The sequence below is a fragment of the Cypionkella sp. PAMC25878 genome, assembly GCF_058135695.1.
Map to the genome: position 1 here is coordinate 2245249 of NZ_CM176871.1, position 14018 is coordinate 2259266.

12 protein-coding genes are annotated in these 14018 nt (G+C 58.1%); 6 read left to right on the forward strand and 6 right to left on the reverse strand.

Annotation, left to right across the window (positions count from 1 at the left end; translation table 11 throughout):
• Positions 1-89 precede the first annotated feature (89 nt).
• From rimO to ppk2, 3 genes are all read right to left on the reverse strand, one after another.
• Positions 90-1484, reverse strand: a complete 1395-nt coding sequence (gene rimO, locus ACS5RD_RS10895) for a 30S ribosomal protein S12 methylthiotransferase RimO (RefSeq protein WP_489931199.1) — start codon at positions 1482-1484, stop codon at positions 90-92.
• Positions 1485-1779: 295 nt separating this feature from the next.
• Complete coding sequence (locus ACS5RD_RS10900) at positions 1780-2781, reverse strand: sensor histidine kinase (RefSeq protein ID WP_489931200.1); 1002 nt, start codon at positions 2779-2781, stop codon at positions 1780-1782.
• A gap of 263 nt (positions 2782-3044) precedes the next feature.
• On the reverse strand, positions 3045-3977 hold the full coding sequence (ppk2, locus tag ACS5RD_RS10905; protein WP_489931201.1) for a polyphosphate kinase 2: 933 nt from the start codon (positions 3975-3977) through the stop codon (positions 3045-3047).
• Between the two features lie 152 nt (positions 3978-4129).
• Between ppk2 and ACS5RD_RS10910 the strand changes: the two genes are divergently transcribed.
• Positions 4130-6121 carry an AsmA family protein gene (locus ACS5RD_RS10910; protein WP_489931202.1) on the forward strand — a complete coding sequence of 664 codons (1992 nt, stop codon included), beginning with the start codon at positions 4130-4132 and terminating at the stop codon, positions 6119-6121.
• Between the two features lie 151 nt (positions 6122-6272).
• Here the strand turns inward: ACS5RD_RS10910 and ACS5RD_RS10915 are convergent, their stop codons facing one another.
• The gene (locus tag ACS5RD_RS10915; protein ID WP_489931203.1) at positions 6273-6899 is read right to left on the reverse strand and encodes a GcrA family cell cycle regulator; all 627 of its coding nucleotides are present in this window, start codon (positions 6897-6899) and stop codon (positions 6273-6275) included.
• Positions 6900-7057: 158 nt separating this feature from the next.
• Between ACS5RD_RS10915 and ACS5RD_RS10920 the strand changes: the two genes are divergently transcribed.
• Positions 7058-7372 (forward strand): hypothetical protein, encoded by a 315-nt coding sequence (locus tag ACS5RD_RS10920; RefSeq protein ID WP_054007597.1) that lies wholly within the window; start codon positions 7058-7060, stop codon positions 7370-7372.
• 318 nt (positions 7373-7690) lie between these two features.
• Here ACS5RD_RS10920 and ACS5RD_RS10925 read toward each other — a convergent pair whose 3' ends face one another.
• Entirely contained in the window at positions 7691-7993 is a 303-nt protein-coding gene (locus ACS5RD_RS10925; protein ID WP_489931204.1) for a hypothetical protein, read from the reverse strand.
• Positions 7994-8080: 87 nt separating this feature from the next.
• On the opposite strand from ACS5RD_RS10925, the gene ACS5RD_RS10930 reads away from it, so the two are divergent.
• The 3 genes from ACS5RD_RS10930 to ACS5RD_RS10940 all read left to right on the forward strand — a co-directional run bounded on the left by ACS5RD_RS10930 (position 8081) and on the right by ACS5RD_RS10940 (position 10321).
• Positions 8081-8838 (forward strand): IS5 family transposase gene (locus ACS5RD_RS10930; protein WP_489927796.1). Its coding sequence is split into 2 segments (ribosomal slippage): positions 8081-8399 and positions 8399-8838, totalling 759 coding nucleotides; the frame shifts between segments, so codons are not numbered across the junction.
• 84 nt (positions 8839-8922) lie between these two features.
• Positions 8923-9680 (forward strand): IS5 family transposase gene (locus ACS5RD_RS10935; protein ID WP_489927796.1). Its coding sequence is split into 2 segments (ribosomal slippage): positions 8923-9241 and positions 9241-9680, totalling 759 coding nucleotides; the frame shifts between segments, so codons are not numbered across the junction.
• A 428-nt stretch (positions 9681-10108) separates the two neighbouring features.
• Positions 10109-10321, forward strand: a complete 213-nt coding sequence (locus ACS5RD_RS10940; RefSeq protein ID WP_489931205.1) for a DUF1993 family protein — start codon at positions 10109-10111, stop codon at positions 10319-10321.
• Between the two features lie 1615 nt (positions 10322-11936).
• Here ACS5RD_RS10940 and ACS5RD_RS10945 read toward each other — a convergent pair.
• On the reverse strand, positions 11937-12857 hold the full coding sequence (locus tag ACS5RD_RS10945) for a LysR family transcriptional regulator ArgP (RefSeq protein ID WP_489929215.1): 921 nt from the start codon (positions 12855-12857) through the stop codon (positions 11937-11939).
• Positions 12858-13051: 194 nt separating this feature from the next.
• Between ACS5RD_RS10945 and ACS5RD_RS10950 the strand changes: the two genes are divergently transcribed.
• Positions 13052-14005, forward strand: coding sequence for a fatty acid desaturase family protein (locus ACS5RD_RS10950; RefSeq protein WP_489931206.1), 954 nt, complete (start codon positions 13052-13054; stop codon positions 14003-14005).
• Positions 14006-14018: the final 13 nt, after the last annotated feature.

Sequence of the window (14018 nt, forward strand, 5' to 3'; positions counted from 1 at the left end):
GGGGGCTTTGCAAACAGTTGCGGCCATCACCGTGGGGTGATGGCCGGGAAATTTTGGACGTATAGGAGGAGCGCTGGCCAAAGGCCGGATCAGACGCGACGACCCCAAAGATCGTATTCGCCGGCTTCTTCCACCGTTACCGTGACCATATCGCCGGGGGCGAGGCCCTCAAACCCCTCATCAATGAACAGATTGCCGTCGATTTCCGGCGCATCCGCCATGGTGCGGCAGGTGGCCCCTTCGTCGTCAACTTCATCGACGATGACTTGCAGGGTATGGCCGACTTTCGCTTCCAGCTTGGCTTCGGAAATGGCTTGGGCCTTTTCCATGAAGCGATCCCAGCGTTCTTGTTTCACCTCATCCGGCACATGATCGGGCAGATCGTTGGAGCGCGCGCCAGCGACGTTTTCGTATTGGAAGCAACCGACGCGATCAAGCTGCGCCTCGTCCATCCAATCCAGCAGGGTTTGGAACTCGGCTTCGGTTTCGCCGGGGTAGCCGACGATGAAGGTGGAGCGCAGGGTGATGTCGGGGCAAACGCTGCGCCATGCGGCGATCTCATCCAGAGTTTTGGCGGCGGCGGCGGGGCGGGCCATGCGTTTCAGCACGCCCGGATCGGCATGTTGGAACGGGATGTCGAGATAGGGCAGGATCAGCCCTTCGGCCATCAGCGGGATCAGTTGGCGGACATGCGGATAGGGGTAGACGTAGTGCAGGCGGACCCAAGGTTTGGTGTCGCCGCCCAAATGGCCCATGGCGCGGGCGAGGTCGGTGATATGGGCGCGGACTTCGCCGCCTTTCCACGGGCTAAGGTCATGCTTGCGATCAACCCCATAGGCCGAGGTATCTTGGCTGATGACTAGAAGCTCGCGCACGCCGTTTTCGACCAGCTTTTCCGCCTCACGCAGCACGGCATGGGCGGGGCGGCTCTGCAGCAGGCCGCGCATGTCGGGGATGATGCAGAACTTGCATTTGTGGTTACAGCCCTCGGAAATCTTGAGGTAGCTGTAGTGGCGCGGGGTGAGGGAGACCGCGCTGGCCGGGAGCAGATCAATGAACGGGTCCGGCTTGGCGGGCACGGCTTTGTGGACGGCATCGAGCACCGCCTCGTATTGATGCGGGCCGGTGACGGCCAGCACTTTCGGATGCGCGCCGGTTATGTATTCAGGTTCGGCCCCGAGGCAGCCGGTGACGATGACACGGCCGTTTTCGGCGAGGGCCTCTCCGATGGCTTCCAGGGATTCAGCTTTGGCGCTGTCGAGGAAGCCGCAGGTGTTCACGATCACCGCGTCGGCGCCCTTGTAATCGGGGCTGATCGCGTAGCCTTCGGCGCGCAGGCGGGTGAGGATGCGTTCGCTGTCCACGAGAGCTTTTGGGCAGCCGAGGCTGACCATGCCGATGGTGGGCTGGCCGGGGCGGACCTTCTCGCTGAAACTGGGTTTCGGGGCGAGGTCTGGGCGGAGATTTGGCGGATTTTGCGACATGGGGAGGGGTATATATTGAAACGCTGCGTGGCGGTAGGGGGGGGGCCACGCGTGGACAGCGGGGCGGTTTGTGGGATTTCAAGGGGTTAGGCTGGGGGCGTTCAGGATTTGTTAAGGTTTGCCGGTGAGAGGGCGTGTTTTCTGTGGCACCGCAGCAGGGGGCATGCAAAGCCGCGCCGGATTTAGCTCGGGCGGGAGTGATTTCAGCGTGAGATCAATGCCCGCAGCATCAGCACTTGCACCGTATCAGCCTGTTTGCGTTATCGGGATTATCAGATTTTCGGGATTATCGGGCCTAAGTTTCCAACAGAGTGGCTTTTACATCCAAGATCACCGAAATGCCGGTTTTCGACCAGTCATATTCGATTGATCCCCCCAGCGACCCTTCGACGGCGTTGCGCACCAAAGTGCGGCCATAGCCTTTACGGTCTAATGGGTTGGAGGCATCTGGACCGCCTTGTTCGGTCCAAACAAAGCGCACTTTGTCTTCGACAATCGTGCCTGATACGTCCAGCACACCGTCTTCCGACGAAAGGGATCCATATTTCAAGGAGTTTGTCGCAAGTTCGTGCACGATAAGGGCCAAGGCGGTTGCCGCATTTTCACCAACGCCCATCCTTGGAACAGAAATGCGGATGCGCCCGGCGAACGCCCCTTGGTTATCATATGGTGCCAGCAAAACCGCAAAAATATCTCCAAGAAGGGCCGCTGTGCCCTGATGCCCCGGCAAAGGTCGGACCAGATCGTGCGCGCGACCCAAGGCCGTAAGTCTGTTCATCAACTGACTTGTCATATCCTCGATGCCAGAGGCGGACCGGGAGGTGATTTTAGCCAGCACCGATGCAATGGTAAGAAGGTTCTTCACCCGATGGCTCATTTCACCGGCAAGCAGTTCGTTGCTTTCCTCCGCCTGTTTGCGGGCGGTTACGTCGAGGAACACACCCATCATCACGCGCCTTGAGATATCTTCATCGCTGCCGCGACCCCGCGCCGAAATCCACCGAACCTTTTGTCCAATGAGGGTTCGGAAATCTATTTCATAAGGCCCAACAATAGACCGGGTCGCCAAAAAGGCAGCCTGCACGCGATCGCGATCTGCTGGGTGAATTTTTGCTGAAAGCTGGGCAAAAGTTACATCATCATCTGCAAGAACATCCCATAAGTCGATGCCGCGCTCGTCCATGTCAAGCTTGTCTGTGTCGACATTCCATGACCACAAAGCGATGCCCGCCGCGTCAACGGCCCTGCGCAGCGCGTCTTCGCTCCATCTTTCCAGTGGGTTGGGTTTGTTGTCCACGGTGCCTCTAGAGCTTGGGAGTATAAAGTATATCGCCAAAACTTAGATGATGATTGTCGGATGCCGTCAAGTACCGAGTGCCAGCCTCATCAGGCACGACTTGATTGTAGAGGGCTTCAGCGGTGACTGAACGCCGCTTGCGAAACGGTGTTTTGCGTCATGCGCAATCTAGCAAATATTCCGCTCTGCCCTTGAGCCGGGGGGCGTTACCTGCACGGCAGGAAGCCCCGGCTTGAAGCCGGGGCGAGAGAGACTTTGGGCGCTTAATACTTCCCCGGCACATACAATTCCGGCGGCAGCACGGCGCGTTCATACTGCGGATTGAAGACGCGGTTGGGCAGGGTGACGTCGTCGTGCGGCACCGGTTCGTAGGGGAATTGCTGGAGCAGGTGGTCGATACAGTTCAGCCGCGCGCGTTTTTTGTCGTTGCCTTCGACGATATACCACGGGGCTTCGGCGATATTAGTGCGGGCCATCATTTCTTCTTTGGCTTTGGTGTAGTCTTCCCAGCGGACGCGGGATTGCAGATCCATCGGGCTGAGCTTCCATTGTTTCATCGGATCGTGGATGCGCATCAAGAAGCGCATCTGTTGTTCTTCATCGGTGATCGAGAACCAGTATTTGATCACGGTAATCCCCGAGCGCACCAGCATGCGTTCAAATTCGGGCACGTCGTTGAAGAATTGTTCGACCTGATCTTCGCCCGCGAAACCCATCACGCGTTCGACCCCGGCGCGGTTATACCAAGAGCGGTCGAACAGCACGATTTCGCCGCCTGCGGGCAGGTGGGGAACATAGCGTTGGAAATACCACTGGGTTTTTTCGCGGTCGGATGGCGCGGGCAAAGCCACGACGCGGACGACACGGGGATTGAGGCGTTGGCTGATGCGTTTGATTACGCCGCCTTTGCCCGCCGAATCGCGGCCCTCAAACAGTACGACGACCTTTTTCTTGTGATAGGATACCCAGTCTTGCAGCTTGATCAGTTCGGATTGCAGCCGGATCAGCGATTGGAAATAGGTGTGGCGATCAATGCCATCGGGGTGTTTGTCTTTGTAAATCTTGGAGATTTCCAACGAGAGCTGGGCGTCTTCCAGCTCCAGCTCGTATTCCTCATCAAAGGCATCGGCGAGTTCGGCTTCCAACCAGTCAAGCGCTTGCGGGGATGCGGTGTTGTTTGAGGTTGTATCGGGCATGCTGGCCTCCTGTTTCCGTCGCGGTAAATCAGGGCAATGTAACAGGGCGGTGACGCGGGTCTATCTGGCGGAGGTTTGCCAATCGGCGGGGAGTGGCTTGTTTGCGTGAGGGTTGCGCGTAGACTCGGGGTGTGGGTCAAAGTGAGGGTAGTATGCGCTGGATCATCCGTTCGGTTATCGCGTTGGTTTTGTTGGCGATTGTGCTGGTGGGGTCGGTGTTTCTGATCCCAGCAGAGAAGGTGGCCGGGATTGCGGTGGCAAAGTTTAACGCGCTGACCGGGCGGGAATTGGTGATCTCGGGTTCGGTGCGCCCCACGATCTGGCCGCAGCTGGGGGTGACGACCGGGCCGATCTCGATTTCCAATGCCGAGTGGTCGAAAGAGGGGCCGATGGTGCAGGCCGAGGGGCTGTCGATCTCGCTGGATCTGGCGGCGCTGATCGCAGGGGATGTGAAGATCACCGGGGTGGAGGCGATCAATCCAAAGATCGTGCTGGAGCGGTCAAAAACCGGGGCGGAGAATTGGGTGTTTGGCGGCGACGCTGGCGGCACGGTGTCGGAGGCGACGCCAGGGGTGGCGCAGCCGTTCACTTTGGATCGGGCCTCGGTTTCGGGCGGCACGCTGGTGTTTGCCGATCATGCGGCGGGGGTGCGCTATGAGGTGAGCGGGATTGCGGCCACGGCGGCGATTCCGCGTTATACCGGGCCCGCCACGCTGGACATGGCGGCGGTGATGAACGGGCAGTCGTTTTCGCTGACCGGCGAGGTTGGCGCGTTTCAGGATTTTCTCGATGGCAAGCTGGTGGACAGCGATCTGAAGCTGGTGGCGGGGGCGGCTGAGGTTGGCTTCAAAGGCAGTGCGGGGTTGGGGCCGGAGGCAAAGGGCGAGTTGAGCGCCGATCTGGGCGATCTGGCGGCGGTGTCGGCTTTGGCGGGGATGGCGGCACCTCGGTTGCCAGCGGGCTTGGGGGCTTTGGACGTGCGCGTGTCGGGGGCGGTGACGCTGACCACGGCGGGGTCAGTGCATTTGCGCTCGGGCGCGGTGGTGCTGGATGGCAACAAGCTGGCGGTGGACGCTGATTTGGTGACGGCGGGGCAGCGTGCCAAGCTGTCGGCCAAGGTGGTGGCGGGCAGCTTGGACTTGGCCGGGGTATCGGGCGGGCAGGGTGGCGGCGAAAGCGGTGGGGTGCAGGCGGCGGGCTGGCCTGCGGATAAGATTGACGTGAGCGGGCTGTCGGGCTTGGATGCGGTGGTGGCGCTGACGGCGGACAGTATGGATCTGGGCATGGTGAAGTTTGGGCCGTCACAGATCGTGCTGACCAATGAGCGTTCGCGGCTGGTGGCGGAGTTGCGCAAGGTTGCGGCTTATGAAGGCGTGATCTCGGGACAGTTCGTGGTCAATGGCCGCAAGGGGTTGTCGGTGGGGGGCGATTTGTCGTTTGCGGGCATGGCGTTGCAGCCGATGCTGGCGGATTTTGGCGGGTATGAGCGGCTGGTTGGCACCGGGGATATGCGGGTGAAGTTCCTCGGTTCAGGCGCGTCGGTGGATGCGATCATGCATTCGTTGGAGGGGTCGGGGTCGCTGGCTTTGAGCAATGGTGAGATTTTGGGCTTGGACATCGCGGGGATGCTGCGGACGCTGGATACGTCTTATGTCGGCGAAGGCCAGAAGACGATTTTTGACAGTTTGGGCGGCAGTTTTACCATCGCGGGCGGGGTTCTGCACAATGAGGATTTGGTGCTGAAATCGCCCTACATCACGGCGCGCGGCGTGGGGGATGTGGGCTTGGGCGCGCGCAATCTGGAGTATCGCATCAAGGCCACGGCCTTGGCGGATGATACCGGCGCGGGCGGGCTGACGGCGCCGTTGTTGATCAAGGGGTCTTGGGCAAACCCGAAGTTCTCGCTCGATTTGCAGGCAATTGCGGATGAGAAACTGGCCGAGCAGAAGGCGGCTTTGCAGGCGCAGGCCGAGGCCAAGCGGGCGGAATTGGAGGCTGCGGCCAAGGCCAAGCTGGAATCAGAGTTGGGCGTGGTGCAGCAGGAGGGCGAAAGTCTGCAGGATGCGGCGCGGCGGCGGATGAATGAAGCGATGGACGCCGACGCGCAAAAAGCATTGCAGAAGTTGCTGGGCCGGGGGAATTGAGGGTGATGGTGTGGCGCTGAAGCCCACCGCGAAGGGGTGCGGTGGGTTGAAAACCCACCCTACAATGCCGATCAGCGGCGCGAGGCATGCAAAAGGCGCGAGGGATGCTCGCGCCTTTTGGGTTTTCGGGCTTAGGCCAAATCAGCCTGCCTTAGCGGCGACGATCACGCCGCGCAGACATCGGTTGGAAGGCGACGCTGACATGGGCCTCGCAATAGGGTTTGCCAGGCACCGAGGGCAGACCGCAGAACCAGAAATCTTCGGTGGCGGGGTCGCCGATTGGCCATTTGCAGGTGCGCTCGGTCAATTCCATCAACGACAGGCGCTTGGCGCGCTTTTCGACCTCGCGCACGGAAGCCAAGGCCTCGGGGGAGATTTCATTGGCAGAGGGCTGCGGCGGCAAAGGTTGGCCCGCCGGAATGATCGCCTTGCGCAGCGGGATCGGCAAAGTGGTGACGCTGGCCGCGGGGGCTGCCGGCGCGGGGGCTGCCGGGCGCGGCTCTGGCACCACGCGCTCGGGGGCAACGGCGCGCACCGGGGCTTCGACGACCACGGGTTTGGGGCTAGGTTCGGGGCGCGGCGTGACGGGGGCTGCGACCTCGGGCTCATCGGCTTCGACAGCGCTGCCGCCGACGCGATTGGACAGGCCAAGTCGGTGCACTTTGCCGATCACCGCATTGCGGGTGACGCCGCCAAGCTCTTTGGCGATCTGGCTGGCAGACTGGCCCTCGGCCCACATTTTCTTGAGCGTCTCGACGCGCTCGTCGGTCCAGGACATAGCGAACTCCGGTTCAGGGGGCTTTTGCGGGCCCGAGGGGCCCTGCGTGACAGCAGACCCTATTCTAATCTTGAATGCAGCGGATACAAGGCGGACGCGGCAATATCAAGCGCTGCGTGATTCGGTTTATCTGGGTGCGCGGGCAAAGGGGGCAGATCATGCATAACTTTCAGGAACAGCGGGCGGATACGTTTGAAACCTTTGCCACGGTGGGCCGCGGCGTGAAGCTGCCGAAGCTGTCGGTGGTGGTCTATGAATTCGTCGCCGAAGAGGTCGATACCAAATGGGCGGCGGTGGAAAAGGCGCTGCGGGCGAAGGGCTTCAAGACCAGCCATGCCGGCGATGTGCTGCAAGCCCGGATCGGGCCGATTGCGATTGATGCCGAGACGGTGTGGCAATGGGAGCGGCTGGCCACAGAAATCGTGCTGCCGTTTGAGTTCTACCCAGACGGATGGGAATTGGGCGACGAATAGGCTGTTCGCGCGATAAGCAAATGGGGCGGCTTTGCGCCGGGGCAGTTCGGGTGGGCGGCGGTTCTGTGGTGGGGTGCTTGGGGGGGATGTGGAAGCCTCCGGCGGGAGCATTTGCGCCAAGATGAAATTGCTCTTTTTCAAATACTCCCGCCGGAGGCACCCCGAAGCTGCAGAGCGCGGTGCCTGTGCCGCGTAAGGCGACCGCCACAGGCCTGCGGTGGAAACGCCGCCGAGCGGGGGCTCCGCTCGGCGGGAAAACGCGCCCCGGCGCGTTTTCTAATCCGCCTCCCACCCCCGAGGCGGCACTGGTATTGGGTGTTAGCCGCAGTTCAGCGCGTAGCTGCGCCGGGCATCGTAACCATCAGAACTGCTGCTCAGCAGGCGACCGGGGGCGCAGTTGGTGGCGTCCTCAACATACGAAGCGGTTTCGGCATCGGTCAGCGGATAACGGGCGGGGTAGCGTAGGTGGGCTTGGCGGCCATCTGTCATCACCGTCAACTGCGAGCCATCGGCCAGGGTGAACAGGCGGGCGGTGTCGGGGCGCGGGCCGGGGCTTGGCTCAGGGGTGACGCAGGCGGTCAGGCACAACGTGGCGATCAGGGCGGCGATTGGTTTCAGCATGGGGGTCTCCTTTTGCACCACGCTAGGGTCAGGACCTATTGATTTTGCAACGCAGCCGTGATTCAGGCTCCGCAAGGAGACTGAGCAATGAGCAACCTTTACTGGCTGACGGACGAGCAGATGGCTCGACTTAAACCCTTCTTTCCCAAGAGCCACGGGGTGCCGCGTGTCGATGATCGTCGGGTCTTGAGCGGCATTATCTTCATCAATCGCAATGGCTTGCGTTGGTCTGACGCGCCGAAGGAATACGGCCCGGCGAAGACGCTTTACAACCGTTGGAAGCGATGGGGCGACATGGGCGTCTTTGCCCGGATGATGGAAGGGTTGGCCTCCGAGGCGGCGGTCCCGAAGACGGTGATGATCGACGCGACCTATCTCAAGGCGCACCGCACGGCTTCAAGCCTTGGGGTGAAAAAGGGGGGCGCGGTCGTCTGATTGGCCGGACCAAAGGTGGCATGAATACCAAACTGCATGCCGTCACTGACGAAAACGGCCGACCGATCCGCTTCTTCATGACCGCAGGTCAGGTCAGCGATTACACCGGCGCTGCGGCCTTACTGGGCAGCTTACCCAAAGCGACGTGGCTGCTGGCTGACCGGGGTTATGACGCCGACTGGTTCCGAGACGCCCTGAAAAACAAGGGGATCACGCCTTGCATCCCCGGCCGGAAGTCACGCGCGAAGCCTGTCAAATACGATAAACGCCGATACAAACGCCGCAATCGGATTGAGATCATGTTTGGCCGTCTCAAAGACTGGCGGCGGGTGGCAACACGTTACGACAGATGCCCAAAAGTCTTCCTCTCCGCCGTCGCTCTCGCCGCAACCGTCTTGTTCTGGCTTTGACGATCAATGAGTCTGGACCCTAGGGTCAGGACCTATTGATTTTGCAACGCAGCCGTGATTCAGGCTCCGCAAGGAGACTGAGCAATGAGCAACCTTTACTGGCTGACGGACGAGCAGATGGCTCGACTTAAACCCTTCTTTCCCAAGAGCCACGGGGTGCCGCGTGTCGATGATCGTCGGGTCTTGAGCGGCATTATCTTCATCAATCGCAATGGCTTGCGTTGGTCTGACGCGCCGAAGGAATACGGCCCGGCGAAGACGCTTTACAACCGTTGGAAGCGATGGGGCGACATGGGCGTCTTTGCCCGGATGATGGAAGGGTTGGCCTCCGAGGCGGCGGTCCCGAAGACGGTGATGATCGACGCGACCTATCTCAAGGCGCACCGCACGGCTTCAAGCCTTGGGGTGAAAAAGGGGGGCGCGGTCGTCTGATTGGCCGGACCAAAGGTGGCATGAATACCAAACTGCATGCCGTCACTGACGAAAACGGCCGACCGATCCGCTTCTTCATGACCGCAGGTCAGGTCAGCGATTACACCGGCGCTGCGGCCTTACTGGGCAGCTTACCCAAAGCGACGTGGCTGCTGGCTGACCGGGGTTATGACGCCGACTGGTTCCGAGACGCCCTGAAAAACAAGGGGATCACGCCTTGCATCCCCGGCCGGAAGTCACGCGCGAAGCCTGTCAAATACGATAAACGCCGATACAAACGCCGCAATCGGATTGAGATCATGTTTGGCCGTCTCAAAGACTGGCGGCGGGTGGCAACACGTTACGACAGATGCCCAAAAGTCTTCCTCTCCGCCGTCGCTCTCGCCGCAACCGTCTTGTTCTGGCTTTGACGATCAATGAGTCTGGACCCTAACTCAGAAGCAAATATAGTAAACACGCCACGCAAGTGGCCGACTCAAGTACTGGCAAACTGTAAAGGAAGTCGCGCAGCGCATTCGGCGGAGCAAAGACATTACGAGCCATATTGTACGAAGATCGATGTAGATCAATAAATCGCAACATTTCACCCTCTACGTGCACATTGTTTCCAAACCTGTTATGCATAACAAATTCTTATGTGCCATTAGATATATGACAAATTATGTTCGGCATAGCTGTCTTTTTAGACAGGCATTGCCGATCGTGGCTCACCACCGTCAAAGTCACCATGATTGGAAATTTGCAATAGTGAGTACGGGTAGGCATCGCGCGTAAAGAGTTGATCGCGGTAGACCAGACCGGGCAGCGCCATCGGTTTGCGCCGCAGGGCATGGATCACATGGCGGTAACGCATGGCCGGGCAAAGCTCTCGATATCACGATTACGCATCTCAGCCCTAAACCGACGCCCTTTAAGTCTGAGACATTTTTGCTGTCATTTCTTGCCGAATTTTCATTTTCACGCAGTCGCGGCTTATGACATCCTCCGCACGCGCGGCGTCCCGATTGGCAAGCGTGACTATGAAGGCCCGTTGCGAACGCGTTCAGTTTGACAGGGCGGGCCCGGGCAACTCAAGCCCACTTGATCTACCACACCACCACTTTAATGAGTGGACGTTCCGGCGCGGTGCTTGAAACTGATATTCAGTGCACCCAGTCGCCAACATTTATCCAATGTGACCGAGCCTCCAGATTCTCACCAAGCGCCCGCAGGTTCATCATATCATCGGTCATCGGTGGTCCTTTCGGTTCCGGGTTGGCGTATGCAACCAAACCCTAGCCGGAAAATGCCGGTAACCGCCTCAACCAGAACCTACACCACGCGGCGCGACACGATCCTTAAGTCATTAATAGAGACCCTCAGGTAGTGGGATTGGTGGGGCTATGTGGTCAATAAACATTGAAAAAACACGCAGGCCGTGATGAAAATCCCGATAAAATATGCGTGTCTTCTGGCAGCCCTCGCTGATGCACAAGCGTCTGGAATTTGCCCAAGGAAATTTTCCTCCAGAAGGCTTCGATAATCGGTCATAGACACCTGGTGGTAGTCCATCGCTACTCCATTTTTTGCATCCCCAATAGAGCTCGAGCTTGGCAAAGGCCGCGCGGGGTGACCTACGCGGGCATACTCGTTAACAATTTACACTTTTTAAGCAATTCGACTCGTTATTTGCAACGGGCTGGTTAAAAAACACTAATGCAACATAAGAAGATATAATAGTAAGTATTTTCGAAACAATGTGTTTACAAAACAGCGAATGGCTTCGATCCTCCTTCTACTCGGATCACTCGCGCCTCGAGACCACGTCCGCTTCGGGTTGAAACGCCATATGGAGACAAATGGGTTTGCCGACCCTCTTGGGCCACCAGCCAAGAAGCAGCGCTGGTCGGATGCGATAAGGGCTGCTTTCTGGCTGAACTTCTGGTGCCCAGCACATCGTTCGACGAGGGTATGCGGGGGAATCTGCACGGATTCATCGTAGCACTCACGGCGCTAACAGCGCTGTTCAGACCACTCTCAATCAATTTTCAGAGGCAGGCAGTCCGTATGCAAGAATGATTCCATCGAGTGTCATGCGAGCGATGACTTCGGTCCCCGTCACGTCCTCGATTGCTAAGGCACCGCAGCGTGTTAGTTCATTAAGGGTTGCGCGAATGGACCCCTGGGACTGAGTTTGGTTTCGTCTAGCACATGACAAATTTGCGGCAGCCAGGTGCCTATACAGGTCAGCACCGGTTGCCTCCCCTCCAAATTCCTCGATCAGCGTGCGCAAAACCAAAACATGAACGCCGACATCCCCTGTAACAGCCGACTCGCTGTGCCTCGCTCGCGCAATATAGGGGACGGCCGCGGTAAGCGGAGCGAATTGTACAGGGCGTGAGAATCTCCAAGCGTAGAGTTGCAACATGCGTGGGAACAAAATGCGATACTCCACTTTTTTAAAGATCTTTCGCAGAACCTCGACTGACGCAACTAGCGTGGATCAATGTGGCGCGATGATGCCTGTGGAGGGGTAAAGTTTGGGCACTTTAGGCGGAAGGGTCGGGTCAATGCGACCTGCCAAGCTGCTAACCATGGACTGCCAGGAGTGAGACTATACGATCAACCGTACGGTGCTCTTTTCCCCTTGGCTTGTGCCAAGCCAACAGGACCAAAAATTTGGGGTTTCACTCAAGCCTAAATGCATCAGGGATAAGATGCTTGGTTGCCTCTTCAAGCACGAGATCGCCAAGGCGCGTTAGGATTTCGCTTGATTGCATACTCGCCTGCCAATGCAACGACACCCGCACTGCCTTGCCGGGACTTAACTCCACCAGCTCGCCAAGCTCGACCAAGGGTATTGCAGAGATGCTGGGTACAAGTCCCCATGCCGTCCCGTTCCTGCAGCAAGCAATGTAGCCCTCATAAGATGGCACGAAATGGGTAGACAAAGGCACGGTTTGGCCGAAGCAAAGTGTCATCCATTGGTTTTGGATATTGTCCTTACGATTGTAGGCAAGACAGGTCGATCCACGCAGAGTATCGAGCGACACCCCCTTCGAAAACTCCGCGAGAAAGAATTCGGGCGATGCTACGGCGATGTAATCCATCGATCCGAGAGAAAGCCTGCGGCACCCGTGTATCGGCGTTTCGAGGGCCGTTATCACCGCAAGCGCGTCTCCTGACTTCAGGCTCGCTTCGGTATGGTCCTGATCATCAGGAAGGACGTCTAAGCGGATCACCAGTTCCCGTGACGCTCGCTTGATCACATTTGGGAACCATGTCGCCAAGCTGTCGTTGTTCACTCCAAGGCGGATCGTTGCCGCCCCGGCAATGTCGCCCCCCACCAGCGCGCGCATGCGTTCGTCGAGTTCTTGTTGAAGAAGTGTCACTTGTTCGACATGTCGACAATACTGTATCCCGGCCTCCGTCGGCAGGCATGGGCGTCCCCTGGCGACCAGAACGACGCCGGCTTTTTCTTCCAACTGCCTGATTCGTTGACTGACCGCAGACTGGGTCACTTTCAGCGATTTGGCGGCAGCTTCAAAGCTGCCTTCTCGAACTACGGCAGAGAGAATGATGAGAGAGTCGTAGTCGATGCGCGACATTTTTCACCTTTCTGCATAAGATTCACTAATGCATGGTGCAGACTTTTACTGGAAAAATTGCAACAAACAAGGGTGGATGGCTACACTTGCATTAGCGCTCCTCATGGAGGCGGAATTTTTGAGCATCCGTCTTCCGAATTTGTGCAAATGGTTCAATAATTTGGGTATCATGAACCCGTTGGGTCGGGGGACACATGTCAGGACAATCACTGCGCAGGAAGTACATCCTGCGGTTTTTCGGAATGAAACGGTATTCGCGCATGATCGCCTGGATGATCGTTTGTGCGTATTTTGCTTTGATAGTAGCGGCCATCTGGTTTGGAAATTACCTGCTGTCGCTCACTACTAGTGTCGGGTCCGTGCTCATGATGACGGCGACCGCGATTTTCATCGGAACGCGGTTCAGAGGGTTAAACAATATCGTCCATGAGTGCTGTCATTCGTCGTTTTCGGAGAATCGCCAAGACAACGTGCTGATCGGGCGGGTATGCGCATCACTGTTGATGAAAACGTTTCGAAAGTATCGGGATGACCATCTGTCGCATCACGCAAACAACGGAGACTACGACAATGATGCGGAGTTCGCGGTCATTCAGAAGTTCCGTTTACACGATGCGCTGAATTGGCGGACCATCATTAGGCACATTACGACGCCATTAATGGGACGGCACCTGCGCGCGTACACAGGCATCAGCCTGTCGGGCGATGACGGTCGCTTCTTCGTATTTTTTAAACTGGTGCTCCTCGCTCTTATCGTGGCGTTCACTGTATTCGCTCCGGCGGCGTCTTTTACCTTCGTCATCGTCCCCCTGTTCTACATTTATCCAACGTTGAATTTTTGGACGGATTGTTTGGATCATGCGGGACTCGTGGGTGCAAATGATGAACTTGAAAGCTCGCGGAACGTCCTTGCGCCTGCCTTGGTTCGCCTGCTCTTTTTTCCTCGGAACGATTCCTATCACCTTGTTCACCACCTGTTCCCGCAGATTCCGGCGCGCCACCTCGATTTCGCTCATACTGAGCTTTGCAAAGATCCGAGCTACAGAAGTCAGCCCACCGCAGTGCGTACGCGCCTTGCGGGATTTGCGAAGCTTCAATCAATGTTTCCATGGAAGGGCCGAGACGGCGTTGAAAATCCGCATCCCTAAAATGGAATCTTGA